The sequence below is a fragment of the Pseudomonas sp. TYF_14 genome (assembly GCF_043105275.1).
GTDB lineage: Bacteria > Pseudomonadota > Gammaproteobacteria > Pseudomonadales > Pseudomonadaceae > Aquipseudomonas > Aquipseudomonas alloputida.
On the sequence record NZ_JBICLK010000058.1, the window covers coordinates 1 to 25613 of the forward strand.

At 61.9% G+C, this 25613-nt stretch carries 26 protein-coding genes; all 26 read right to left on the reverse strand.

Translation table 11 applies throughout. The annotated features are described in order from the left end of the window. Positions 1–334: 334 nt before the first annotated feature. Positions 335–1477, reverse strand: coding sequence for a flagellar biosynthesis protein FlhB (gene flhB / locus ACF8O8_RS15950; protein WP_010955079.1), 1143 nt, complete (start codon positions 1475–1477; stop codon positions 335–337). Between the two features lie 2 nt (positions 1478–1479). Beyond that, complete coding sequence (gene fliR / locus ACF8O8_RS15955) at positions 1480–2256, reverse strand: flagellar biosynthetic protein FliR (RefSeq protein ID WP_010955080.1); 777 nt, start codon at positions 2254–2256, stop codon at positions 1480–1482. Between the two features lie 7 nt (positions 2257–2263). Next, a complete protein-coding gene (gene fliQ / locus ACF8O8_RS15960; protein ID WP_003254414.1) occupies positions 2264–2533 on the reverse strand; it encodes a flagellar biosynthesis protein FliQ in 270 nt (89 codons plus the stop codon). Positions 2534–2554: 21 nt separating this feature from the next. Further along, positions 2555–3310 carry a flagellar type III secretion system pore protein FliP gene (fliP, locus tag ACF8O8_RS15965; RefSeq protein WP_003254415.1) on the reverse strand — a complete coding sequence of 252 codons (756 nt, stop codon included), beginning with the start codon at positions 3308–3310 and terminating at the stop codon, positions 2555–2557. Beyond that, positions 3310–3744, reverse strand: coding sequence for a flagellar biosynthetic protein FliO (fliO, locus tag ACF8O8_RS15970; RefSeq protein WP_392509979.1), 435 nt, complete (start codon positions 3742–3744; stop codon positions 3310–3312). Before fliO ends, fliP begins: the two co-directional genes overlap by 1 nt. Before the next feature lie 12 nt (positions 3745–3756). Next, positions 3757–4224 carry a flagellar motor switch protein FliN gene (gene fliN / locus ACF8O8_RS15975; RefSeq protein ID WP_029615633.1) on the reverse strand — a complete coding sequence of 156 codons (468 nt, stop codon included), beginning with the start codon at positions 4222–4224 and terminating at the stop codon, positions 3757–3759. Positions 4225–4271: 47 nt separating this feature from the next. Next, the gene (fliM, locus tag ACF8O8_RS15980) at positions 4272–5240 is read right to left on the reverse strand and encodes a flagellar motor switch protein FliM (RefSeq protein ID WP_003254418.1); all 969 of its coding nucleotides are present in this window, start codon (positions 5238–5240) and stop codon (positions 4272–4274) included. A 9-nt stretch (positions 5241–5249) separates the two neighbouring features. Next, complete coding sequence (fliL, locus tag ACF8O8_RS15985) at positions 5250–5747, reverse strand: flagellar basal body-associated protein FliL (protein ID WP_003254419.1); 498 nt, start codon at positions 5745–5747, stop codon at positions 5250–5252. 351 nt (positions 5748–6098) lie between these two features. Next, the gene (locus tag ACF8O8_RS15990; RefSeq protein ID WP_392509980.1) at positions 6099–7364 is read right to left on the reverse strand and encodes a flagellar hook-length control protein FliK; all 1266 of its coding nucleotides are present in this window, start codon (positions 7362–7364) and stop codon (positions 6099–6101) included. 70 nt (positions 7365–7434) lie between these two features. Beyond that, positions 7435–7782: an Hpt domain-containing protein gene (locus ACF8O8_RS15995; RefSeq protein ID WP_004577674.1), complete on the reverse strand. Its 348-nt coding sequence runs from the start codon at positions 7780–7782 to the stop codon at positions 7435–7437. A gap of 48 nt (positions 7783–7830) precedes the next feature. Then, a complete protein-coding gene (locus ACF8O8_RS16000; RefSeq protein WP_392509981.1) occupies positions 7831–9522 on the reverse strand; it encodes a SpoIIE family protein phosphatase in 1692 nt (563 codons plus the stop codon). Positions 9523–9530: 8 nt separating this feature from the next. After that, a complete protein-coding gene (locus ACF8O8_RS16005; RefSeq protein WP_003254426.1) occupies positions 9531–9836 on the reverse strand; it encodes an STAS domain-containing protein in 306 nt (101 codons plus the stop codon). A 176-nt stretch (positions 9837–10012) separates the two neighbouring features. Further along, on the reverse strand, positions 10013–10465 hold the full coding sequence (gene fliJ / locus ACF8O8_RS16010) for a flagellar export protein FliJ (protein ID WP_060489125.1): 453 nt from the start codon (positions 10463–10465) through the stop codon (positions 10013–10015). Positions 10466–10471: 6 nt separating this feature from the next. After that, positions 10472–11827: a flagellar protein export ATPase FliI gene (fliI, locus tag ACF8O8_RS16015; RefSeq protein WP_010955088.1), complete on the reverse strand. Its 1356-nt coding sequence runs from the start codon at positions 11825–11827 to the stop codon at positions 10472–10474. Further along, positions 11817–12611 carry a flagellar assembly protein FliH gene (gene fliH / locus ACF8O8_RS16020; RefSeq protein ID WP_392509982.1) on the reverse strand — a complete coding sequence of 265 codons (795 nt, stop codon included), beginning with the start codon at positions 12609–12611 and terminating at the stop codon, positions 11817–11819. Before fliH ends, fliI begins: the two co-directional genes overlap by 11 nt. 162 nt (positions 12612–12773) lie before the next feature. Then, on the reverse strand, positions 12774–13793 hold the full coding sequence (fliG, locus tag ACF8O8_RS16025) for a flagellar motor switch protein FliG (RefSeq protein ID WP_003254434.1): 1020 nt from the start codon (positions 13791–13793) through the stop codon (positions 12774–12776). Next, positions 13786–15564 (reverse strand): flagellar basal-body MS-ring/collar protein FliF, encoded by a 1779-nt coding sequence (gene fliF, locus ACF8O8_RS16030; protein ID WP_104961049.1) that lies wholly within the window; start codon positions 15562–15564, stop codon positions 13786–13788. The genes fliG and fliF overlap by 8 nt, the downstream gene beginning before the upstream one ends. A gap of 15 nt (positions 15565–15579) precedes the next feature. After that, the gene (fliE, locus tag ACF8O8_RS16035) at positions 15580–15912 is read right to left on the reverse strand and encodes a flagellar hook-basal body complex protein FliE (RefSeq protein WP_019099657.1); all 333 of its coding nucleotides are present in this window, start codon (positions 15910–15912) and stop codon (positions 15580–15582) included. 262 nt (positions 15913–16174) lie between these two features. Then, a complete protein-coding gene (locus ACF8O8_RS16040) occupies positions 16175–17530 on the reverse strand; it encodes a sigma-54-dependent transcriptional regulator (protein ID WP_392509983.1) in 1356 nt (451 codons plus the stop codon). Next, entirely contained in the window at positions 17530–18747 is a 1218-nt protein-coding gene (locus tag ACF8O8_RS16045) for a sensor histidine kinase (RefSeq protein ID WP_392509984.1), read from the reverse strand. Before ACF8O8_RS16045 ends, ACF8O8_RS16040 begins: the two co-directional genes overlap by 1 nt. A gap of 439 nt (positions 18748–19186) precedes the next feature. Beyond that, positions 19187–20662 carry a transcriptional regulator FleQ gene (gene fleQ / locus ACF8O8_RS16050; RefSeq protein ID WP_010955093.1) on the reverse strand — a complete coding sequence of 492 codons (1476 nt, stop codon included), beginning with the start codon at positions 20660–20662 and terminating at the stop codon, positions 19187–19189. A 170-nt stretch (positions 20663–20832) separates the two neighbouring features. Next, positions 20833–21126, reverse strand: coding sequence for a hypothetical protein (locus tag ACF8O8_RS16055; RefSeq protein WP_003254445.1), 294 nt, complete (start codon positions 21124–21126; stop codon positions 20833–20835). A 19-nt stretch (positions 21127–21145) separates the two neighbouring features. Beyond that, positions 21146–21541 carry a flagellar export chaperone FliS gene (fliS, locus tag ACF8O8_RS16060; RefSeq protein WP_019750730.1) on the reverse strand — a complete coding sequence of 132 codons (396 nt, stop codon included), beginning with the start codon at positions 21539–21541 and terminating at the stop codon, positions 21146–21148. Between the two features lie 79 nt (positions 21542–21620). Further along, a complete protein-coding gene (fliD, locus tag ACF8O8_RS16065) occupies positions 21621–22976 on the reverse strand; it encodes a flagellar filament capping protein FliD (protein ID WP_367864060.1) in 1356 nt (451 codons plus the stop codon). A 78-nt stretch (positions 22977–23054) separates the two neighbouring features. Beyond that, positions 23055–23405: a flagellar protein FlaG gene (locus ACF8O8_RS16070; RefSeq protein WP_019750728.1), complete on the reverse strand. Its 351-nt coding sequence runs from the start codon at positions 23403–23405 to the stop codon at positions 23055–23057. A gap of 76 nt (positions 23406–23481) precedes the next feature. Further along, positions 23482–25503 carry a flagellin gene (locus ACF8O8_RS16075; protein ID WP_019750727.1) on the reverse strand — a complete coding sequence of 674 codons (2022 nt, stop codon included), beginning with the start codon at positions 25501–25503 and terminating at the stop codon, positions 23482–23484. Positions 25504–25613: the final 110 nt, after the last annotated feature.

Sequence of the window (25613 nt, forward strand, 5' to 3'; positions counted from 1 at the left end):
GCGTGGCTTTGCAAGAAGCCTTCCAACTTTGTGATCTGCTGTGAATCGGGGTGTTCGCCGTGAGGTTTTTGTCGCCTGTGAGATCGAGCGCCGCCCGCGCGGCGCATCGCGAGCAAGCTCGCTCCTACATTTGTTTCGGGCCAGTTATTCCTGCGGGATTTACGCGCGACCGCCTTCGCGTACACCTCGATATTGCGCCGTACAAGCAAGGCGGTCGCGCGCGCCGGGCACAGGAGGGACTGGCCCGAAACAAATGTAGGAGCGAGCTTGCTCGCGATGCGCCGCGCGGGCGGCGCTCGATCTCACAGGCAACGCAAACCTATCGCCGAACAGATCAACTGTCGCGGCGCAGGTCCGGCGGGATCGGCAGGTCGTCCTTCAGCGGCTCTGGGCGCTTGCCCTTGCCGGCGCGGTATTGGCGAATCTGGAACACATACGCCAGCACCTGCGCCACCGCCAGGTACAGCCCCGCCGGGATCTCCTGCTCAAGTTCGGTGGAGTAATAGATCGCCCGCGCCAGCGCCGGCGATTCGAGGATCTGGATGTTGTGCTCCACGCCAATTTCACGAATCTTCAATGCCATGAAATCGCTACCCTTGGCCAGCAGCAACGGCGCCGCACCGCCTTTCTCCGGGTCGTATTGCAAAGCCACCGCATAATGCGTCGGGTTGGTGATGATCACGTCTGCATCCGGTACCGCCGCCATCATGCGCCGCTGCGACACCTCGCGCTGCAGTTGGCGAATACGTTGCTTGACTTCGGGTTTGCCCTCGCTGTCCTTGTACTCGTCGCGCACTTCCTGCTTGGTCATCTTCATTTTCTTGTGCGTCTGGTACAGCTGGAACGGCACATCTGCCGCGGCAATCAGCAACAGCCCGGCTGACATCCACAAGGCACTCCAGCCCACCACCTGCAAGCTATGGATGATCGCCTGCTCCAGCGGCTCATTGGCAATCGACAGCAAGGCCTGGCGGTCACCGGAGAGCACCACCACCGCCACCACCAGAATCACGAAGAACTTGGCCAGCGCCTTGAGCAATTCAGTCAGGGCCTGCATCGAGAACATGCGCTTGATCCCCGACAGCGGGTTCATGCGGCTGAATTTTGGCTGCAGCAAGCTGCCCGAGAACAGGAAGCCGCTAAGCGCGATGGGCGCCACGAAGGAAACCACGAACAGCAGGATCAGCACCGGCTGCACCGCCCATATGGCCATCTTGCCCGAGGCCAGCAGGAAGGCACCCATGGCCCGTTCATCGACGATGATGTCGCGGGTCAAACTGAAGTTCATGCGCATCAACGCAAGCAATGTCTCGGCCACGTGGCCGCCGAACGCCAGCAGGCCACCGGCACCCGCCAGGGTCACCGCCACCGTGTTCAGCTCCTTGGAGCGGGCGACCTCGCCCTTCTCGCGGGCGTCGCGCTTGCGCTTTTCGGTGGGGTCTTCTGTCTTGTCCTGACCGCTCTCGCTTTCTGCCATGCTCAGCGTACCCTCGCCAGCTCACGCAGCCATTGCAGCGTTTCGCTGGCCAATGCCTGATAGTGGGACAGGACATCGGCCAGGCCGACCCAGAAGATGAACATGCCCATGACCAAGGTCAGCGGGAAGCCGATGGAGAAAATGTTCAGCTGCGGCGCGGCGCGGGTCATTACGCCAAAGGCAATGTTCACCACCAGCAGCGCAGCGATCACCGGCAGAATCAACAGCAGGCCGGCACCGAACACCCAGCCCATGCGCCCGGCCAGCTCCCAGAAGTGATTGACCACCAGCGCACTCCCCACCGGCAAGGTGGTAAAACTTTCGGTCAGTACCTCGAACACCACCAGGTGGCCGTTCATCAACAGGAACAACACACTCACCAGCATGGTCATGAACTGGCTGATTACCGTGACGTTGACCCCGTTGGCGGGGTCGACCATCGAGGCGAACGCCATCCCCATCTGTACCGCGACGATTTGCCCGGCAACCACGAAAGCCTGAAACAGCAACTGCAAGGCCAGGCCAAACAGCGCACCGACGATGATCTGCTCGGCGCACAGCAGCATACCGCGCAGGCTCAACGGGTCGAACTCGGGCAGCGGCGGCAATGCCGGCACGATCACAACGGTCACCGCCACCGCTACGTACAGGCGAATCCGCGCTGGCAACATGCGGGTACCGAAAATCGGCATGGTCATCAGCACCGCGGTCACCCTGAACAACGGCAGGATGAAGGTGGCGACCCAGGTGCCGATCTGCGTGTCGGTCAGTTCCAGCATCGCCGCATCAACCTATGAGCTGCGGGATGTTGGTGTAGAGCGTGGTGATGTACTCCATGAACTTCTGCACCAGCCACGGCCCGGCAATGATCAGCGTGATCAGCATCACCAGCAGGCGCGGCAAAAAGCTCAAGGTCTGTTCGTTGATCTGCGTGGCAGCCTGGAACATCGCCACCACCAGGCCCACCAACAGGCTCGGCACCACCAGCACGGCGACCATGAGGGTGGTCAGCCACAGGGCATCACGAAACAGGTCGACAGCGACTTCAGGTGTCATCGGCGGCTCTCCTTGACGGCGTCAGACGCCGCCGAAACTGCTGGCCAGGGTGCCCATGATCAGCGCCCAGCCGTCGACCAGCACGAACAGCATGATCTTGAACGGCAGCGAGATGATCAGCGGCGACAGCATCATCATACCCATGGCCATCAGCACACTGGCCACGACCATGTCGATGATCAGGAACGGGATGAAGATCATGAAACCGATCTGGAACGCCGTCTTCAGCTCGGAAGTGACGAACGCCGGCACCAGGATCGTCAGCGGCACCTGGTCGGGGCCGGCGATGTCGGTGCGCTTGGACAGGCGCATGAACAGGTCAAGGTCGCTCTGCCGGGTTTGCGCCAGCATGAAGTCCTTGAGCGGGCCCTGGGCCTTGTCGATCGCCTGCTGGGCAGTCATCTGCTCCTTCAGGTACGGCTGCAGCGCGTCCTGGTTCACCCGATCGAACACCGGCGCCATGATGAACATGGTCAGAAACAGCGCCATGCCGGTCAGCAACTGGTTGGACGGCGTCTGCTGCAGGCCCAGCGCCTGGCGCAGGATCGAGAACACGATGATGATGCGGGTAAAGCTGGTCATCAGGATGACGAACGCCGGGATGAAGCTCAGCGCGGTCATGATCAGCAGGATTTGCAGGCTGACCGAATATTCCTGTTGCCCGTCCGGGGTGTTGGACAGGGTGATGGCCGGGATCGACAGCGGGTCGGCGGCCAGGGCCAGCGGCGCAGCCAGCAGCAGCGCCAGAGTCAACAACGTACGCAGCGCGCCGCTCATCACTTGTTGTCCTTAGGGTCCTTGCCCATCAGCTCCATCAGCCGCTGGGCAAACTCCGGCGTCGCCTGACGGGCGCTTGCCGGCACTTCCACGGGTTCGGCCAGTACGTGCAGGGCCTCGATGGTGCCGGGGGTATGGCCGATCAGGATCTGCTCCTTGCCCACCTGCACCAGCAGCAGGCGGTCACGCGGGCCGATGGCACGGCTGCCGACAATCTCGATCACCTGCCCACCCTTCACTGCGGTGCTCTGCAGGCGCCGCAGCAGCCAGGCCAGAAAGAAGATCAGGCCCACCACCAGCAGCAGGCCCAAGACCATCTGCGCCAGCTGCCCGCCAAGACTGCCAGGTTGAGCCGCCGGGGTGGCTGCTGGCGTGGCCGCAGCCAGGCAGGCCTGGCTGGCGAACAGCACCGCTGCCGCAGCGATGGCGCGCATCGTGCCCTTCACTCAGCGCAGCTTCTTGATACGTTCGCTGGGGCTGATCACGTCGGTCAGGCGGATGCCGAACTTTTCGTTGACCACGACCACTTCGCCATGGGCGATCAGCGTGCCGTTGACCAGCACGTCGAGCGGCTCGCCGGCCAGGCGGTCGAGCTCGATCACCGAGCCCTGGTTGAGCTGCAGCAGGTTGCGGATGTTGATCTCGGTGCTGCCCACTTCCATGGAAATGTTCACCGGGATGTCCAGGATCACGTCCAGGTTCGGGCCTTCGAGGCTGACATTTTCATTCGGCTTCGGCGAGCTGGCGAATTCTTCCATCGGCAGGCGGCCCGGGCCGCTGCTGCTGCCGGTGTCCCCGCCCAGCAGTGCATCGATGTCGGCCTGGCCGGCAGAACCGGTTTCTTCCAACGCTGCGGCCCACTCATCGGCCAGTGCCTGGTCCTCTGGGGAGGTGATCTCGTTTTCGTTAGCCATGATTTCCTCGACAGGCATTCAATTCGTTGTAAGCGACCGGCACACCGTCAGCGGCGTTCGATCGGGTCGATGATCTGCAGGGCCAGGTTGCCCTTGTGCGAGCCCAGCCGCGCCTTGAACGCTGGCACCCCGTTAGCGCGCAGCACCAGGTGCTCGGGCAGCTCCACCGGGATCACGTCACCCGGCTGCATGTGCAGGATGTCGCGCAGCTTCAGCTGGCGTCGGGCGACCGTGGCGGTCATTGGCACGGCCACGTCCAGCACGTCCTCGCGCAGGGCCTTGACCCAGCGCTCGTCCTGGTCGTCCAGGTCCGACTGGAAACCGGCGTCGAGCATTTCCCGCACCGGCTCGATCATCGAGTACGGCATGGTCACGTGCAGATCGCCGCCGCCGCCGTCCAGTTCGATGTGGAAGGTGGACACCACCACCGCCTCGCTGGGGCCGACAATGTTGGCCATGGCCGGGTTGACCTCGGAGTTCATGTACTCGAAGCTGACCGGCATGATCGCCTGCCAGGCTTCCTTGAGGTCGACGAAACACTGGTCCAGCACCATGCGCACCACACGCAGTTCGGTGGGGGTGAACTCGCGCCCTTCGATCTTGGCGTGGCGGCCATCACCGCCAAAGAAGTTGTCCACCAGCTTGAACACCAGCTTGGCGTCGAGGATGAACAGCGAAGTGCCACGCAGCGGCTTGATCTTGACCAGGTTGAGGCTGGTGGGCACGTACAGCGAGTGCACGTATTCGCCGAACTTCATGACCTGCACGCCACCCACGGCCACGTCAGCGGAGCGGCGCAGCAGGTTGAACATGCTGATACGGGTATAGCGGGCGAAGCGCTCGTTGATCATTTCCAGGGTCGGCATGCGACCCCGCACGATACGGTCCTGACTGGTCAGGTCGTAGCTTTTGATACTGCCAGGCTCGGATGCACTCTCGGTCTGCACCAGCCCGTCGTCGACACCGTGCAACAGGGCATCGATTTCATCCTGGGACAGCAGGTCCTGTACGGCCATTGCGGACTCCTACTGCAATACGAAATTGGTGAACAGCAACTGGTCGATGACCGGCTTGCCGACTTCCTTCTGCGCCACTTCCTGGACCACCGCAGTGGCCTTCTGACGCAGCATCTCCTGCCCTACCGGGCTGCTGGCGAGGGTGTCGAACCCTTGCCCGGAGAACATCATCACCAGGTTGTTGCGGATCACCGGCATGTGCACCTTGAGGGCATCCAGGTCGGCCTGGTTACGCGCCTGCAGGGTGATGCTCAGCTGCATGTAGCGCTGGCGGCCGTTCTGGTTGAAGTTGACCACGAAGGCCGGGGTCAGCGCCTCGTAGATCGCCGCTGGCTTGACGTTGCTGGCCGCGGCCTCGGCGGCCGGAGCGGGCTCGCTCTTGTGCATGATGAACCAGGTAGCGCCCACCGAAAGGCCGATCGCCAGCAACAGGCCGACGACAGCCAGCAGGATCAGCTTGAGTTTGCCTTTAGTGGCGGGGTCTTTGACTGCTTCGCTCTTCGCCATGCCAATAATCCGTCGTCCATCGGGGGTTCAAAGGAGAATGGCTTGGCTTGAGCAAGTGTTATGCCAGAATTCGGCTTGAGGGATTTTACGTCTGTGAGATCGAGCGCCGTCCGCGCGGCGCATCGCGAGCAAGCTCGCTCCTACATTTATTTCGGGCCAATTATTCCTAAGGATTTGCGCGCGGGCCCTTGGCGCATGGCGCGATATCGTGTCGCACACACAAAGCGGTCGCGCGCGTTGGCACTGGCGTAACTGGCCCGAAACAAATGTAGGAGCGAGCTTGCTCGCGATGCGCCGCGCGGGCGGCGCTCGATCTCACAGCCCCCCAAAAACAAAGCCATGCACCAGACATCAGGCGTAGTAATCGACCGCACTGTCGCCGACAACCACCTGCTGCTCCAACGGCCGGACGCCATCGACCGCCTCGCCCCCACCCTGCTCGGAGCGGCGCGCCGCCACCCCGGAAAGGTTGCTGCCCTGCGCCTGCCCCTGCTGTTGTTGCTGCCCGCGCGACTGGTCAGCCACGTTGACATCCGGCTGCGCCAACCCCTGCTGGGCAAACAGTTCGCGCAGGCGGTGCACCTGGCTGTCGAGGGCATCACGTACGCCGGCGTGGCCGCTGATGAAGGTGACCTGGGTGGCCTGGTCCGCCGCAACATTGACGCGAATGTCGAGGCGACCGAGTTCTGCCGGCTCCAGTTGGATATCAGCCGACTTGAGGTTCTGGCTGGACAGGTACATGACCCGGTTGACCAGGCCTTCGGCCCAAGCGTTCTGGTTCATCGGCAATGGCTGATGCAGCGGGTTCGCATTGGCCGGCACGGCATTGGCGGTCTTGGCCGTGGCCGCCTGGGTCAGGCTGGCCAGGCGGTTGGCAAAATCATCGATGCGGGTGTCGCTGCTGGCACTCTTGGTGTCTTTCAGGCCGTCCTCAAGCAAGGCGCCAAAGGCCTTGCCACCAGACTCGCCGCTCTCGCCATCGGTATTCTCGACCAGATTCGCCAAGGTATTGACGGCCGCCTGCCCTTCCTCGCCCTGAGCCTGGGCAGCATCAAGGGCATGTGCCGAAGTGCCACCCTTGGCCTGGGCACTGTGCTCCAGCGCCAGGCGCAGGGTCGGCAGGTTGGCCAGGGGGTCAGCATCGGGATCGAAGGCCTCCTCGGCGGACGGCTCTTCAGGCAGTGCCGCGGCGACCTGGGTTTGCGCCGTGGCCGCCTGCAGCACTGGCGCCACCGCCTCGGCCTGCGCCTGGATCAATTGTGCGCCAGGCTGGGCATCAGTGACCTGACCGGCCACCAGGCTGGCATCACGCACACCCGTATCGGCCTGGGCCGAATCCTCTTCTGGCAACTTGTTGCCGTCATCGGCAACTGCAGCTTTGCCAGCCGGGTCTTTCTTGCCGCCGGCTGCCGCATCAGGTTTGTCCTTGGGCTTGGCTTGAGCGACCTTGTCGTCCTGCCCGGTAACCTTGTCGCGGCCCTGCTTGGCCATCACCTGGCCAAAGGCATCGCCCTTGTCGCCCAGCGCCTGCAGCGGCTTGTCCGCCTGCACGGTGGCCGAACGCGAGGTCTTGGCAATGGCATTGGCTTGCAACAAAGGGTTGGGTGCGACAGGCATCGAGCGGTCTCCGCGCCAGAAACAAAAATCATCGGGGCAGAGACAGGCAAGACTCGCGCCAACTCGCGTATCAGCCTGCGGAAATACGTTGCTGCTCACCACGGTAAAAGTGCTGCACCACGACGAATTCCATGTCGATGCGGCTGATCAAGTCTTCAATTCCATATAACGGGGGCCGCCGTGCGCGCTCTTCGAGCTGCTGGCACAGGCTGGCCAAGGCCACCGCGCCCATGTTGCTGCTGCTGCCCTTGAAACTGTGGGCTGCCGCGCCAAGCTCCTCGGCGCTTTTGGCCGCGTGCAGCTGGCCAAGACGCCGCTCCGAGTCGTCCAGAAAAGTCTGCACCAACTGCAGGTAGCCATCTTCCATGACCTCACGCAGGTCACTGAGTACCTTGTGGTCAATATGCATGTCAGTCACTTGTTCACTCCTTGATCAAGCCAGATTATGCCCGAGCCAACCCGTGGCTCACCATACGAACTCCACATGCGCGCAACGCCCGCCCTCACTCCAGCGCGCGTCACTGGCCAACTGCCGCACCAGATTCAGACCGCGGCCGCTCAGCCCCTGGTCCGGCGAAGGCCGCGCAAGCACGCGCTGCACGTCGAAGCCGGCACCGCTGTCGCGCACTTCGATCATCAGACGCCCACCGCCGCCATGCGGTTCAACCTTGAAATCGATGCTTACAAAGCCTTCGGTCAGCGAACCCAGGCGCCGGGCACGCTCCTGGTAATAGTCGGTAAAGCCTTGCACATCGCGCTTGAGCTGCGAGTCCAAGCCCAGCACACCATGCTCCAGCGCATTGGCATACAACTCGCTAAGCACACTGTGCAAGTTGCCGGTACGCGCGCGCAGGCCATGAATTTCTTGCAACAACTGCACCAGGTAAGGCACAGGGTTGCAGCGCTTGAGGCTTTCGCCCCGCACCTCGAAGCTCAGCGACCAGTCCAGCGGGCTGGAACGGCCACTATCAGAGTAGATCATCGGTGCCGGCACCCGCTCCTCGGCAGTGAACATGCGAATGTCGCACAAGCTGATGTCATCGCGTGGCTGCCCACCAAAACGCTCCAGGGCCAGCATCAGCTCATCGAACAACTTCACCGGGTCGCGGTTGTCGGCCAGCACCGCTCGCAGGCGCTGGACGCCAAACAGACGTTCCTGGTCGTCGGCGGTATCGAGCACACCGTCTGACAGCAGCAACAGGCGCTCGCCCGGTGCCAGCGGCAACACCTCTGTGCTGTCATCGAAGCGCTCAGCGGCCAGAATGCCCAGCGGCAGGTGCCGCGAACTCAGTGCCGACAGCACTTGGCCATCCACCGACAGGCGATAGCCATCAGGCATACCGCCATTCCACACCTCCACCGAGCCGCGCTGCATGCTGAGGTTGAGCAGCAGCGCACAGCAGAACATGTCCACCGGCAGGATGCGCTTGAGCTTGGCATTCATCTCGCGCAGGATCTGCGCCATGCCGTAGCCCTTGGCGGTCATCCCGTAGAACACCTCAGCCATCGGCATGGCGCCGACCGCCGCCGGCAGGCCGTGACCGGTGAAATCGCCAAGCAGCACACGCATGTCGCCGGCCGGGGTAAATGCCGCCAGCATCAGGTCGCCATTGAACAGCGCGTAAGGCGATTGCAGGTAGCGAATGTTGGGCGCAGAAAGGCAACCAGAGTGGGCCACCTTGTCGAACACCGCCTTGGCGACCCGCTGCTCGTTAAGCAGGTGATGGTGATGCCGGGTGATCTGGTCACGCTGTTCCAGTACCGTTGCCTGCAAGCGACGCAGGCGATCCATGGCGCGAATCTTGGCAGCCAGGATCACCGCGCTGTAGGGCTTGGCCATGAAATCATCGCCCCCCGCCTCCAGGCAACGCACCAGGCCTTCTTCTTCATTCAGCGACGTCAGAAAAATGATCGGCACCAGCGCTTCGCCAGCCAATGCCTTGATCTGCCGCGCCGCCTCGAAGCCATCCATGACCGGCATCAGGGCGTCCAGCAGCACCAGTTGCGGGCGCCGCTCGAGGTACAGCGCTACCGCCTGCTCGCCGTTTTCAGCGGTGAATACCTGATGCCCCTGGCGGCGCACGATCTGCGCAAGCAGAAGGCGATCGACAGCACTGTCTTCGGCGACCAGCACGGTTAACGCCTGTTCGGCAGGCATGTCGGCGCTCAACTGATATCGAAGAGTTTTTCGAAATTGGAGATAGCGAGAATCTTGCGCACATCGGAGCTGGCATGCACCACCCGCACATCCGACTCGTCGCCGCCCGCGTGGTCGCGCAGCAACAGCAGCATGCCGAGCGCGGAGCTGTCGAGGTAGGTGGTGTCCTTCAGGTCGACGACCACCGAATCCGGCCGCCTGGGCTGGCGTTCGTAGGCGTCGCGAAACTCCTGATGCTTGCCGAAATCGAAGCGCCCCTTGATCTTGATGGTCAGTTTTTTCCCGTCCTGCGAAAAATCAGTCTCGACTGCCATGCTAGCGATTCCTTCGATGATGGCGGATGCAACTGCTTTAAGGTTTAGCAGGCGATGGTGGGGGAGGCAAGCGGATGCAGGCTCATGGCTTTGATGGCCTGTACCGGCCTCTTCGCGGGCAAGACCTCTCATTTGTTTCGGGCCAATTATTCCGCTGCAAGGCCTGCGGCGAACACCTATAGAGGGTTTTGCCGCGGCAGGCGCTGCGACAGCTCATCCAGCAAGCGCTGCTCGCGCTTGTCTTCAGCGCGCCGGGCCTCGTCCTGGTAGCGCTGTACCAGCTTGCGCAAACCTTCCACCCGGGCATAGGCCTGCTGCCAGGTACCCCGGGCGTTATTGAGGTTGTTCTGGTGCCAGACCAGGCTTTGCCGCTGCTGGGTCATGGCCGTTTCCAGCTGCCCCAGAAAACGCTGATAATTGACCAGCCAGCTGCCATTGACCCCTTGCCCGCCGCGGTTGATCCACTGCAGCTGGTAATCCTCGCGAAAGCGCTCCAGCTCGGCCAGCTTGGCTTGGGCCGTGGCCACCTGCTGCTGGAAATGACCAAGGCGCTGAGCCGCCTTGCGCTCGGCTTCTTCGGCCATGTCCACCACCGGCGCCAGGCGCGCGGCACGCCCGGGCAGCGCCATGGCTTATCAACCTGCCGGGGGCGTGAAAATTGCCCCCAGCTGTTCGCGGCTCTGCGCCATGCCCACATTCTCGCGCAGGCCTTGGCGCAGGAACTCAACCAGCTTCGATTGCAAGGCAATGGCCAGGTCGGTCTCCGGATCACCGCCGGCCACGTATGCCCCCACGCTGATCAGGTCGCGGCTTTGCGACAGGCGCGACCACAGTTGCTTGAACTTCTGCGCCTGGCGCAAGTGGTCGGCATCGACCACTTGAGGCATGACCCGGCTGATCGACGCTTCGATGTCGATGGCCGGGTAATGGCCTTCCTCAGCCAGCCGACGCGACAGCACAAAGTGGCCATCAAGCACGCCCCGCGCCGAGTCGGCGATCGGGTCTTGCTGATCGTCGCCTTCAGACAGCACGGTATAGAACGCAGTGATCGAACCACCGCCAGGTTCGCCATTGCCTGCCCGCTCCACCAGCTTGGGCAGCTTGGCGAACACCGAGGGCGGGTAACCCCGGGTGGCTGGCGGCTCGCCGATGGCCAGGGCAATTTCCCGCTGGGCCTGGGCGAAACGGGTCAACGAGTCCATCAGCAACAGCACATTCTTGCCTTTGTCGCGGAAGTACTCGGCAATGCGTGTGCAATACATGGCGGCGCGCAGGCGCATCAGCGGCGCATCGTCGGCCGGCGACGCCACCACCACCGAGCGCTTGAGGCCCTCTTCACCGAGGATGTGCTCGATGAATTCCTTCACCTCGCGCCCCCGCTCCCCGATCAGGCCGACCACGATGATTTCGGCTTCGGTGAAGCGGGTCATCATGCCCAGCAATACCGATTTACCCACACCGGTACCGGCGAACAGGCCTAACCGCTGGCCACGGCCGACGGTAAGCAGGCCGTTGATACTGCGAATGCCCACATCCAACGGCTTGCTGATAGGGTCGCGGTTGAGCGGGTTGATCACCGGGCCGTCCATCGGCACCCAGTCCTCGGCCTTCATCCCGCCCTTGCCATCCAGCGCACGGCCGGCGCCGTCGAGCACCCGGCCCAGCATGCTCATGCCCATGGGCAGGCGGCCGCCGTCATCCAGCGGCACGACCCGGGCCCCCGGCGCGATACCGACGATGCTGCCCACCGGCATCAGAAACACCTTGGGCCCGGCAAAGCCCATGACTTCGGCCTCGACCTGCACGGGGTGATAACTGTCATCGTTGATCACCAGACAGCGGCTGCCCACTGCAGCGCGCAGGCCTTCGGCTTCCAGGGTGAGGCCAACCATACGCAGCAAGCGGCCTTCGACGATGGGCTGGGCCGGCAGCTCGATGGCCTCAGCGTAAGTGCCCAGGCGTTTGCCGAAGCTGGTGCGTTCAAGGCGCATCTGGGCTGTCCACGGTACGCTCGACCGGCGCGTCCAGGTCTATCGTCATGTCTGGCGCCGCCGGGTGCAGGGAATGGTCGTGCAACTGGTCGAACAGCTGCGCCACCGCTTTTTCGATACGCGTTTCCATGGTGGCATCGATACGGCTGTGGGCCGTCTCGATGCGGCAACCACCCGGTAGCAGCGCGCTGTCTTCCAGCAGCCGCCAGTTCTCCTCATGGCGTTCGCGCAGGGCCTTGGCCAGCTCGAAATCCTGCGGGTTGAGGTGGATGCGGATATTGTCCGCGCCCATGGGCAGCAGCTTGAGCGCTTCGCGCAGCACCTGAGTGATCTGGCTGGAATCGTTGCGCAGCTCGCGGCCAATCACCTGACGGCTCATGTGCGCGATCAGGTGCACCAGGCTTTTCTCGATCTGCGTGTCCTGCTCGGCGATCGGCTCCATCAGGTTGGCCATCAGCCGCTCGAGGCTATCCAGCTTGGCCTTCAGGGCCTCTTCGGCCTCCTGGCGGACTTTGAGCTGAGTGCTGTGGAAGCCCTCGCGCTCCCCGGTGGCGAAGCCCTCGTTGTAGGCCTCCTGACGGATGGCTTCGAGCTCTTCCAGGGTCAGTGGCTGGACTTCTTCCAGCGGCACTTCCTCGACTTCTTCCGCGATGACTTCGGGTTCCGGCTCTGGCTCGGGCGCAGGCTCCGGTTCCGGGTCGAAGCTGGGCAGCGTCCACACGTCCACGCCCTCGAGGTCGCGGGCGCGGATCAGGTCGCTGGGGTGGTGTTCTTTGGTGGGCATGCTGTCATGTTCTCAAACCATGTTCGGCCGACACGGTCCCTTGTAGGAGCGGGTTCATCCGCGAATGCGTCGGCAGCGACAACCTCGATTGCCAGGGCCGACGCCTTCGCGGGTAAACCCGCTCCTACAAAAGGCGGCGTCGGCTATGGGATCGCCAATACCTTAGATCATTTCCTCGGCGCCCTTGCCGCCGAGCACGATCTCGCCGGCCTCGGCCATGCGCCGGGCAATGGTGAGGATTTCTTTCTGCGCGGTTTCCACGTCGCTGACCCGTACCGGCCCTTTGGCCTCCAGATCGTCACGCAGCAGTTCCGAAGCACGTTTGGACATGTTCTTGAAGATCTTGTCCTTGACCCGCTCGTCGGCGCCCTTGAGCGACACCACCAACACGTCGGAGGACACTTCGCGCAACAGCGCCTGGATGCCCCGGTCGTCGACGTCGGCCAGGTTGTTGAAGACGAACATCAGGTCTTCTATCTGTTCCGACAGGTCGCTGTCGATTTCGCGGATAGCGTCCATCAGTGCACCTTCCACCGAGCTGTCGAGGAAGTTCATGATGTCGGCAGCACGCTTGATGCCACCCAGGGTGGTGCGCGCGGCGTTTGAGTTGCCCGAGAACTGCTTCTCGAGAATCTGGTTCAGCTCCTTCAGCGCCGCGGGTTGCACGGTGTTCAGCGATGACACGCGCAGGACGATGTCCAGGCGCACCTTGTGGTCGAAGTTGCTCAGCACTTCACCGGCCTGGTCGGGGTCGAGGTAGGCGACCACGATGGCCTGGATCTGCGGGTGCTCATAGCGGATCACGTCGGCCACGGCACGCGGCTCCATCCACTTGAGGCTGTCCAGGCCGCTGGTATTGCCGCCGAGCAGGATGCGGTCGACCAGGCCGTTGGCCTTGTCCTCGCCCAGGGCCTGGTTGAGCATCTTGCGGATGTACGCATCAGAACCGACGCCCAGGCTGGTCTGGTCGCCGACGATGTCGACGAACTCGCTCATCACCTGTTCGACCTGGTCACGGTGCACATTGCCCATCTGCGCCATGGCCACACCCACCCGCTGCACTTCCTTCGGGCCCATGTGCCGCAGCACCTGGGCCGCATCGGTCTCGCCCAGCGAGAGCAGGAGGATCGCCGCCTTGTCGACGCGGCTCAGCTTGGCGGTAACGGCTCGGTTATCACTCATCGGCGTTGATCCAGTCTTTCACGACCTGAGCCACACGGCCCGGGTCTTCGGCCACCAGGCCTTTGATTGCGTTGAGCTGTGCCTCGTAACCCTCGCTCGGGCTAGGCAGCAGAATGCTTGTCGGGCCACCCAGGCTGACGCGGTCGTTGGCCAGTTCGCCATCCAGACCCATCATGCCGCCCAGCTCCATGTCGCTGTCCGGGGCAGCCTGCTTGCCGCCCCCGGTAATGTTGTTCAGCACTGGCCGCAGCACGCCGAACACCAGCACCAGGATGAACACCACGCCCAGCACCTGTTTGACGATATCCCAGAACCACGGCTGCTGGTAGAAGGCGATATCGGCGATTTCCTCGCCACGGTCGGCGGCGAACGGCACGTTGATCACCGTCACGCTGTCGCCACGGCTGGCATCGAAGCCAACTGCGTCCTGCACCAGGCGGGTAAAGCGCGCCAGGTCCTCGGCACCCCATGGCGCCCGCGTGGTATCGCCAGTGGCCGGGTCGATCTTGACCTGGTCGTCCACCACCACCGCTACCGACAGGCGAGTCATGCGCCCCTGCTGCTGGCGGGTGTGGCTGATGGAACGGTCCAGCTCGAAGTTCTTGGTGCTTTGCTGACGTTTGTCTGACGGGTACGGCGCGAGCATCGGCTGACCGGTGGCCGGGTCCATGATCTGCTGGCCGTTGGCATCCACCAGCGGTTGGCCAGGCTGAATGGCGGCAGCCGGGGTAGCCGCGCCACCAGTGGTCTGCGGTGCCGAAGCGGCGCCTGGCGGCTGGTTGCTCAGCGCGCCAGGCACGCCTTGCGGGCCTTGGCTGCTGGCACGTTGTTCGTCGACCGACTGCTCGCTGCGCAACGCCGGCTGGTCGGGGTTGAACTGTTCGGAGGTGGACTCGACCGCGCTGAAGTCGAGGTCGGCGGACACTTCGGCCTTGTAGCGGTCGTTGCCCAACACCGGCTGCAGAATGTTGTGCACACGCTGGGTGAGCATGCTTTCCACCCGGCGGCTGTAGTCGAACTGCTTGCCGGCCTGGGTCAGCGCGGAATCCTGAATCTGCTCGGACAGCAGGTTGCCCTTCTGGTCGACGACGGTGACCTGGGATTTGTCCAGTTCCGGCACGCTGGTGGCGACCAGGTTGACGATGGCCATCACCTGCCCGGCTTCCAGTGCACGGCCTGGGTACAGCTCGACCAGTACCGAGGCGCTGGGCTTGCGTTCATCACGCACGAACACCGAACTTTTCGGGATGGCCAGGTGCACGCGCGCGGCCTTGACGTTGTTGAGGCTGGAAACGGTACGTGCCAGTTCGCCTTCCAGGCTGCGGCGGTAGCGGGTGGCTTCCATGAACTGGCTGGTGCCCAGGCCCTGCTCCTTGTCGAGCAGTTCGAAGCCGACATTGCCGTCGCTCGGCGCCACGCCGGCGGCTGCCAGTTTCAGGCGCGCACGGGAGAGGTCGTCGGCCTTGACCAGCAGGGCCCCCGAGTTGGGCTCCACGTTATAGGGGATGTCAGCAGCGGCCAGGGTGTCCATGACCTGCTTGGTGTCCATGCCCGACAGGCTGCCGTACAACGGACGGTAATCGGGTTGTTGCGACCACAGCACCACGGCAAAGCCGATGGCCACGCTGGCCGCCAGGCCGACCAGGAGGCCGATCTGGCGCAGCATGGGCATCTGCGAGATGTTTTCCAGAAACGCCATGCCAAACAGCGGCGGCTTGGCCGCTGGCGAGCCAGCTTTGGCGGGGGCGTTTTCGACGACTGCTTCAGCCATGGGTTACATCCGTCCTCAAACCGGCATCTGCATGATGTCCTGGTACGCCTGGACCAGCTTGTTGCGTACCTGGGTCAAGGCTTGCATCGACACGCTGGCCTTTTGCGAAGCGATCATCACGTCAGTCAGGTCGACGCCGCTCTTGCCGATTTCGAACGCGTTGGCCAGTTGGGTCGAGGCTTGCTGCGTCTCATGCACCTTGCCGATGGCCTGGCCGAGCATGTCGGCGAAGGTGCTTTGCCCTGGCGCCAGCTCGGGGGCGGCAGTTACCTTGGGCAGCGACATGGCATCGGCCTGCATGGCCCGCATGTCCAACATCAGACGATTGAATTCAACACCTTGGCTCATGACCCTTCTCTCTCCTGCGGCCGCATTTTTTTGACAGTCATGCGGCGAATGACCTACCTAAAGCAACAAAGGTGCCAGCCTTCGCAACTCATTTCCCAGAGATCACACAATTCCTGCGGGAGCGGCCTTGCGTCGCGATAGGGCCGCAGAGCGGCCCCGGCGATCTTTGCGGCGGAGCTGAAGACATGGGGCCGCTTCGCGCCCATTCGCGACACAAGGCCGTTCCCACAGAGGTCCGCGCCAGTTGCAGATGATTTGCCAGTCAGCCGAACAGGCTGGCCTCGACGTCAAACCCGGCATCGCGCATCTGCGCCAGCTTGTAGCGCAACGTCCGCGGACTGATCCCCAGGCGTTCGGCCGCCTCTTTGCGGCGGCCGCGCTCGGCGCGCAGGGTGTCGATGATCATCTGGTACTCGTGACGACGCATGTCATCCCCCAGGCCGCCGGCATCAGCAACCACCTCGAGAGATGGCTCGGTGCCAGCCGACAATGGAATGGCGCCTGCCAGACAAAAATCCGCCGCCTCGATCACGCCACCCTGCTGCAGAATCAACGCCCGCTGCAGGGCGTTGTCCAGTTCGCGCACGTTGCCCGGCCAGGCATATGCCTGCAGGCAGGCCCGAGCCGCTGGCGAGAGGCGCACCGGGGCATGCTTCATCTTGGCCACATGGCGCGCCAGCAGGCGCTCGGCCAACTGCAGGATATCGCCCGGCCGCTCACGCAGCGGGCGCCAGGCCAGCGGGAACACCGACAGGCGGTAGTACAGGTCTTCGCGGAAGCGCCCAGCCGCCACTTCGCCGGCCAAGTCGCGGTTGGTGGTGGCCAGCACCCGAATGTCCAGGCTGATCGGCTTGCGCCCGCCTACCCGCTCCACCTCGCGTTCCTGCAGCACACGCAGCAGCTTGGCCTGCAAGGCCATGGGCATTTCCGAGATTTCGTCGAGCAGCAAGGTGCCGCCTTCGGCCTGCTCGAACTTGCCCGCCTGAGCCGCGATAGCACCGGTGAAGGCACCCTTCTCGTGGCCGAACAGGGTGGCCTCGAGCATGTTGTCGGGGATCGCCGCGCAGTTGATCGCCACGAAGGGCTGCGCCGCACGCGGCGACTGCTGGTGAATGTAGCGCGCCAGCACTTCCTTGCCAGTACCGGACTCGCCGGAAATCAGTACGGTCGAGTCACTGCGCGCCACACGGGCCGCCAGCTCCAGCAACTGGCGACTGGCCGGCTCGCAGGCCACCGGCCCTTCTTCGCCGGTCACACGCCCGGCGGCATGCCGCTCCACGAGGTTGAGCAGCGCCTTGGGCTCGAACGGTTTGACCAGGTAGTCGGCAGCGCCTTGGCGCATGGCCTCGACCGCACGCTCGACGGCGGCATGCGCCGTCATCAACAGCACCGGCAACTGTGGCTGCTGGCGGCGCAGCTGGCTGAGCAACTGGTGCCCATCCATACCGGGCATGTTGACGTCACTGACCACCAGGCTGAACGCGTCATCCAGTACGGCCTCCAGCGCTTCTTCGGCACTGCCCACGGCCTGGTAGGCGAAACCGCCGATTTCCAGGGTATCGCCCAGCGCCTGGCGCAATACGCGGTCATCCTCGACCAGCAGCACCTTGATTGCCATTACACCCCCTCCGCCAATTGCCCGTCGATCAACGGCAGCTCTACCCGCACGCAGGTACCACGGCCGACTTTCGAGCGCAGGTTGATCGTGCCCTGATGCGCACGCACCACCGCCTTGACCACGGCCAGGCCCAGGCCGGTACCGGTGGCCTTGGTGGTAAGGAACGGTTCGCCCAAACGACCGAGCAAGCCTGCATCGATGCCACTGCCGGCATCGCTGACGCAGAGGTGCAAACTACGTTCGCGACGGTACAGGTGCACCTTCAGCCGAGCCGGGCCATCGCTGGCCTGCAGGGCATTTTCAATCAGGTTGAGCAAGGCGCCGACCAGGGTGTCGCGGTTGCACAGCAGCTCACCCAGATGACTGTCGCACTGCCAGCGCACGGCGTGCCCCTGCACATGCGCCTGGGCCGCCTGCTGCAGGGCCTGGAACAGCGCTTTCGGGGTCACCCGATCCCCCAGCGGCAACTCGCCACGGGCAAACACCAGCATGTCGCGCACCTGGTGTTCCAGTTCGTGCAGGCGCTCCTTCAAGGTCGCGGCGAAACGCAGGCGGGTTTCCGCGCTCAGCGCTTGCTCGCTATCGGCCAGGTGGCTGGCATACAACATGGCTGCGGACAGCGGTGTGCGGATCTGGTGGGCCAGCGAGGCAACCATGCGCCCCAACGACGACAGCCGCTCGTGGCGAGCCAGCTGGTCCTGGAGGCGACGGGTTTCAGTCAGGTCGTTGAGCAGCACCAATTGGCCAGGTTCGGCATCCAGCGAGCGGGTGGCGATCGACAGGCGGCGACCGTCGCGCAGCGAGACTTCGTGGCCGTCGTCCTTGCGCGGGGCAAAGCTACGGGCGATCACCTGGCGCCACAATTGGCCGATCAGAGGCTCACCGAGCAACTCGCAGGCGGCCGGGTTGGCTTCGCGCACCAGGCCCTGGCCGTCGATCACGATAACCCCGCCGGGTAGCAAGTCCAGCAGGTTCTGCAGGCGGTTGGCCAGGCGTTCCTTTTCACTCAGTTCGTCGATGCGCTGGGCGCTGACCACGGCCAGCTCACCTTTGAGTTCACTGACCCGGGCTTCAAGCAGGCTGTAGGACTGGCTCAGCTGGCTGGACACCTGATTGAACAGGGCAAAGGCTTGCGCGATACCCTGGCCGCTGTCCTGCGCGACCTGGGTTTGCCCCTGCTGATCGGGGGCTCGGGATACGTGGGCGGCCTGGGGCATCGTGCTCTCTCGCGTGGCTGACCGTCATAAAAACGGTGTGTTGCCAGCGGTGTAGCAATAGCCGTGCCGGAGATGGGGGTTTGGGTTTGACGTAGGATTGCGTTAAGACCGAGAAGGGTTCGCCGTGAGTTTTGTTGTGCCGCGGAGATCGAGCGCCGCCCGCGCGGCGCATCGCGAGCAAGCTCGCTCCTACGTTTGTTTCGGGCCAGTCCATCCTGTACAGGCGCGCGCGACCGCCTTGTTTGTACTGCGCAATATCGAGCCATGCACCAGGCGTTCGCGCGCAAATCCCACAGGCATAATTGGCCCGAAACAAATGTAGGAGCGAGCTTGCTCGCGATGCGCCGCGCGGGCGGCGCTCGATCTCCGCCCAAACAAAAACCTCAAGGCGAACACCCCGCCCAAACGCAACCCCCAAGGCGAACACCCAGCCCAAACATCAATCCTCCGCCTGGTCCTCACCGCCCTGGCGGCTCATGCCGTACTTGCGCATTTTCTCGACCAGGGTGGTACGGCGAATACGCAAACGTTCAGCCGCGCGCGCAACGATACCGTTGGCATCGTCCAGCGCCTGCTGGATCAGGCCCTGCTCCAGGCTACCCAGGTAGTCCTTGAGGTCCAGGCCTTCGGGCGGCAGCATGGCGTGGTTGCTGAAGTTTGGTGTGTGGCCATTGATCGCCACGCGCTCTTCCAGGTCGCTGCGCAGGCTGTCGACCATCTGCTCGTCTTCATCATCGACATAGCGGAATTTCTTCGGCAGTTCCGACACGCCAATGACCCCGTACGGGTGCATGATCGCCATGCGCTCGACCAGGTTGGCCAGCTCGCGCACGTTGCCCGGCCAGCCGTGACGACACAGCGACATGATCGAGGCGGAATTGAAGCGAATGGAACCGCGCTTCTCGTGCTCCATGCGCGAAATCAGCTCGTTCATCAGCAACGGGATGTCTTCCACCCGCTCACGCAGCGGCGCCATTTCGATAGGGAACACGTTCAGGCGGTAGTACAGGTCTTCGCGAAAGGTGCCGTCCTCGATCATGGTTTCGAGGTTCTTGTGCGTCGCAGCGATGATGCGCACGTCGATGCTCTGGGTCTTGTTGCTGCCCACGCGCTCGAAGGTACGCTCCTGCAGCACACGCAGCAGCTTGACCTGCATCGGCAACGGCATGTCGCCGATTTCATCGAGGAACAGGGTACCGCCGTTGGCCAGCTCGAAACGCCCGGCACGGCTGGTGATGGCCCCGGTAAAGGCGCCCTTCTCGTGGCCGAACAGTTCGCTCTCCAGCAGCTCGGCCGGGATCGCGCCACAGTTGACCGGCACGAACGGCGCCTCACGGCGCTTGGAATGGTAGTGCAGGTTACGCGCCACCACTTCCTTGCCGGTGCCGGACTCACCCAGGATCAGCACGCTGGCGTCGGTATCCGCCACTTGCTGCATCATTTGCCGCACGTGCTGAATGGCACGACTGGTGCCCACCAGGCTACGGAACAGATTGGGCTCGCGCTGGCGACCGCGCTCGCGCGCCTGGTCGTACATTTCGCGGTAAACCTGAGCACGGTGCAGCGAATCCAGCAGCTGGCTGTAGCTTGGCGGCATTTCCAGGTTGGAAAGCACCCTGCGGCGAAGGTCTTCCGGCAGCTCGGCAGAAGAAATTTCACCTAAAAGCAAAACCGGAAGGAACTCATCCCAGGTAGCCACTGTCTTAAGCAGCCCAAGGAGATTGCCCGGAGCATTTACGGTGCCGATGAGCACGCACAGCACTTCGCGGCTCGAGGACAATGGCTCGACCGCCTGCTGCCAGTCATGGCTGGCACATGCGAGGTTTTCTTCGCCGAGGAAGTTCAGCACCACCGCAAGGTCGCGGCGGCGCGCGCTGTCGTCATCGATCAGCAGAATCTTGGTTTCACGCCACATGCAATAGCAACTTCCCTAGTCATATCGGCGCCCTGCAGGGGCGTGCTCGACATCATTCCGACTGAATGGTCAGTGTTCGGACGTCTGAAATTCGAAAACAGCCACTAGTAAAGTCAAAAACTTAAAGGCAGTCAAATTTATGGCGCCGAAGCGTTGCTCTCTGCCCAGCTTCAGCTGAACAGATGGTATACCTTTGTGGCGTGTTTCGCTTGGTTGATATTCGACATTTGTGCGACCAAGGATTGACGCTCGTCACTTGCAACGTCGATCAGCTGACGATAAACCGCCATCAACGCTTCCAGATTGGCCCGGATTGCGGCCTCATCATCCTGATTCTCTTGCAGTAATTCATCCATCAGCGCACGACAGGCCAAGTCCAACTCACCAATGGCCGCCCAGTCGCGCACTTGCAGGGCCTCGCTCAGGGCAAGGCGGGTGTCTTCGATTTGCTGCAGCGCGCTCATGGGGGGGCTCCTCAGGGTGTTATTGCTCGGCGGAGGCGATGGCATCCCAGCCGCTTTTGACAGTGATCATCAATTGCGCGACTTCGTCGATCATGGCCGGATCGCTATGCAGGTTGGCCTGAATCAGGCGGCGAGCCATGTAGTCGTACAGGCTGTCGAGGCGGTCCAGTTCGTCTGGGTTATCGGTCTTTTCCTTATCCAGCCCCTCACGTAGACCACCGATGATGTCAATGGCCTTGCCCAGCATCACACCCTTCAGCGCCACATCGCCGCGCGCGATCGCACCTTTGGCCTGAGCCATGCGGTCAAGCGAGCCTTCCATCAGCAACTGCACCAGGCGGTGCGGAGTGGCTTCAGAAATCTGAGCGTGGGAATTGACCTTCTGGTACTGGCGAAGGGCTCTCATCGGGTGCATGGGGGATCCTCAGTGAACGGGGCTGGACGTGGGCCGCATACCTATTGAATCGGCCGCAGCCCGGTTTTCTTTAACGTAATCAGTCGTCGCTGTTGGACTTGTTCAGGGCATTGAGCGTGGTCATCACGCTGTCGCTGGTGGCCTTTAGCTGAGCAACCATGGTGTCCATGGCGTTATATTTTTTGGTCAGCGTATCGGTAAGCGAAGTGATGCGGCGATCAAGCGCTGCCTGCGCCTCATCGAGCTCTTTAAGCTGGTTGGTCAAGTTTGTCTGGCGAGTCTCCAGTATCCCGCCAGTTTTTACATAATCCTCGGTAGTGTTTGTCAGCCGGGTCAGCAAGCCATCTTTTCCGGTAAACAGCCCACTGATGTCAGCCCCGTAGGTCTTGACCGCTGCATCCCACTTTGTATCGTTTAACTCCAGCAGGCCGGTCTTCTGGACAGTATTGATACCCAGCTGCGACAGACTACTCAGACCAGTAGTCCCCACGCTACGAGTGATCTCGCTACGAATCGAGTTAACAAGCGAGCGCATGGTTGCATCGCCAGTCAACGCTGCCGCTCCGGTAGCAGCGCCGTCAGCGCCCGTGGTGACCTTGGTCTGGGCGTTGACTGCTGTCATAAGCGCGTTATAGGCCGTGACAAAAGACTGTACGGAGGTCTTCAAGGTATCGTTGTTGCTGGCGATCCCAAGGTTGGCCTTACCCTCTTTGACCAGCGTGATATCGACACCACTGACGGCTCCAGTGACAGTATTGGACGCTGATTCTAGCTCCAGACCGTCCAGTGTATATTTGGCATTTTGGGGTTTAGCGACCGTTGTGACACCGGTCGCCATGCTGGCGGTGCCACCAAGCGTCAACTCGGTACCCTCGCCCATCTTTGTAGACGAGAATATCAGCCGCGAACCTTTGGCATCTGTAACGATGTTGGCTGTAATGCCTTTGGACTGAAGTTGGCCGTTGATCGCATCGCGAGCCTGCTGCAGCGTTGCACCGTCGGCGATGGTGACACTGTGGGTAGAACTGCCCTGACTGATAGTGAGGGTCTGTGGCTCACCCGAATCGTTGACTACGGTAGAGGTCTTGTCATAAACCTGCGTCGATATCTTCGAAGCAGTTGCCAATTGGGTTACTTCAAGCGCGTAATTGCCCGACGAAGCCCCGTCGCCCAGCTTGATCTTTGCAATCGCCTCGTCGGACGACGATGACGCCAAACCGGAAAAACTTGATGCCGTATTCAGCTTGGCGATTGCCGCACGGAACGTGTCCAGCGCACTTTTGATGGTACCGATAGCCGACAGCGAAGTAGTGGCCGTAGTGGCTTGGGTATTGATCTGTTTCTGCTTGGGCGCCTTTTCGGCATTTGCTAGCGCCGCAACGATTTCGTCGATCTTAAGACCAGAACCCAGGCCGGTAATAGTTGAACTCGCCATCTTCACTCTCCATTTCGGTGACCGTCGAAAAACCGACGAAAACGCGTCCGTGCGGCTTTACAACAAAAGCCGTGCCAATCAGACCTGAGTGTCGAACAACAGGCTGTTGGCATCCTTCAGGTTTTCCGCCAGCTTCAGCGCCACTTCGGAGGGCAGCTGGCGGATGACTTCGCCGCTTTGGCGGGCAATGACCTTGACCACCACCTGGCCGGTGGAGTCATCGATCGAGAAGTCGAGTTGTCGCTCTGAAGACTTGACGAAATCCTGGATGGCACTGATGGCGCTTTCCAAGTCTTGCCGAGCTTCAGGCTTGGGTTGTTTGTCGACCGGCTCGCTAGCTGCCGGGTCGCTTGCTTGCCGCTTGCTCGCCGATGTGTCAGGCGCAGCGGAGGCGGGATAGGACAGGCCTAGCTTCACGCTCATATCCATGTCTTACACCTCTTATTCTCGGAAAGACGAAAGGGTACGTCGCCGTACCCTTCGTCAAACTACTCAGCTTTTGAAATTAGCCCAGCAGTTTCAGTACCGACGACGGCAGCTGGTTGGCCTGGGACAGGATCGCGGTGGAAGCCTGTTGCAGGGTTTGCTGCTTGGTCAGTTCGGCAGTTTCAGCCGCGAAGTCAGCATCTTGCACACGGCTGCGGGCAGCAGTGGAGTTTTCGCCGATGCTCTGCAGGTTATCGACGGTGCTGTCGAAACGGTTTTGAACAGCACCCAGCTGAGAACGCTGGCTGTCCACCTGCTGGATTGCGCCATCAAGAGCCTGGATGGCTTGCTGGGCGCTCGCGGCATCCAGGATGCTCAGGTCGTTGACCGAAGTATTCATAGTCACTGCGTTGGTGGTACCAGCGCTCAGACCCAGAGCAGCAAGACCGGTGCCATTGCTACCATCTGCAATTACGATGTTTTGGTCAGCGAACAGACCCAAGGTACCGTCGTCGTTTACAGAGGCAGTAACGCCGCTGCTCGAGCTGTTAATTGCTGCAGCGATGGCCGCCATGTCGTCGTCTTTCTTGAATTTAACTTCGACATTATTGACGGTGATCGAAGTAGCCTCGGTCAGCTTGGCCTTGGTGTTACCAGAGGTCAGACCCAAGGTGTCCAGTGCGCCAGCGCTGTTATTTTCCAGCTTGATGTCTTTGCCATCGGCCGAGGTCAGAATCAGACGACCATCAGCGCTGGCGCTAGCGGTCACACCAGTGGCCTTGGTCCCATCACCAGAACCCACAGCACCAGCACCGTCATTGATCGAAGCAACGATCGAACTCAGGGTATCGCCAGCCTTAAAGCTGAACCCCTGACCATTAACTTTGATGGAAGCATCGGAAGTCAGGCCAGTAGTGGTCGTAACAGCAACATCACCGCCAGCAGTGCCGTAACCAAACGCGGTTGCAACAGCTGCACTAGTGGAAGCGCCCAGGGTGAAGTCAGTTTTCGAACTCAGGCTGAGAGAGCCAGTGCCATCGCCGTTATCAGCAATTTTGGCAGTTACGCCAGTCGAAGAAGAGTACTGGTTAACTTTATTTACGACATCTTCAAGGGTATCAGTTGCTGCGAGACGGATTGCAGAACTGCCAATGACCAAGTCACCGGCTGCGCCAATTGCCTGGACCCCCATCTGCACCGTACCATCGGTGTCAGCAGTACCACCAATTGCGGTAGCGCCAGCTGTCAGACCAACTGCGGCCAGAGTACTGGCATCACCAGCGAGCGCCATGTCGGCACCGGTGTTGTTGAGGCGCAGCACACCGCCCTGGTTCGATGCAGTGATGCCGGTGACACCTGCAGCATTGATCTTGGTAACGATGCTATCCAGATTGTCGGTTGCAGCCAGATCAACATCAGTAGTGCCAATGGTGATTTTGCCAGCACCAGTAGCGCCCAACGTTTTTTCTTGAGCAACAAATTTCGCGGAGCTTACGTCGTTGGCGTTGGAAGTAATTACCCCAGCCTTGCCTGTGACAACAGCGCTCAGCTTGTTGGTACCAGCATCTACCGACGCTTCGTTATAGGAACCTTTCAGCTCACTAGCGCTAACGCTCTTCATACCGAACGAGATAGTTTCGTTCGCATTCGCGCCAACTTGGAAGCTGGTGCTGGTGAAAGTACCATCCAACAGGTTACGACCACCGAAAGTAGTGGTGCTGGAAATACGGGTCAGTTCGCCCGACAGCGCGGTGAACTCTTGCTGCAGCGAGGTACGGTCTTCATCGCTGTTCGAGCCGTTCGCCGATTGCAGAGCCAGTTCGCGCATACGCTGCAGGATGTTCGTGGAAGCTTGCATCGCACCTTCAGCGGTCTGGGCGATGGAGATACCGTCGTTGGCGTTTTTTACGGCAACGTTGAGACCGCTGATCTGACTGGTCAGACGGTTGGAAATTTGCAGGCCAGCGGCGTCGTCTTTGGCGCTGTTGATTTTCAGGCCAGAGGACAGGCGGGACATGGAGGTGCCCAGCGCGTCGGAAGCACGGTTCAGGTTCTTCTGAACGCCCAAGGAGGTGATGTTAGTGTTAACGGTCAAAGCCATGACGAATTCCTCGTTGTATGGATACTGCGGCTTCCGGCCCTGGCGACAGCCGGGTGTGGCCTAGAGAACCTTCGTAATGGTTATCGTCGGGTGTGCGGGTTGCTTGAGGG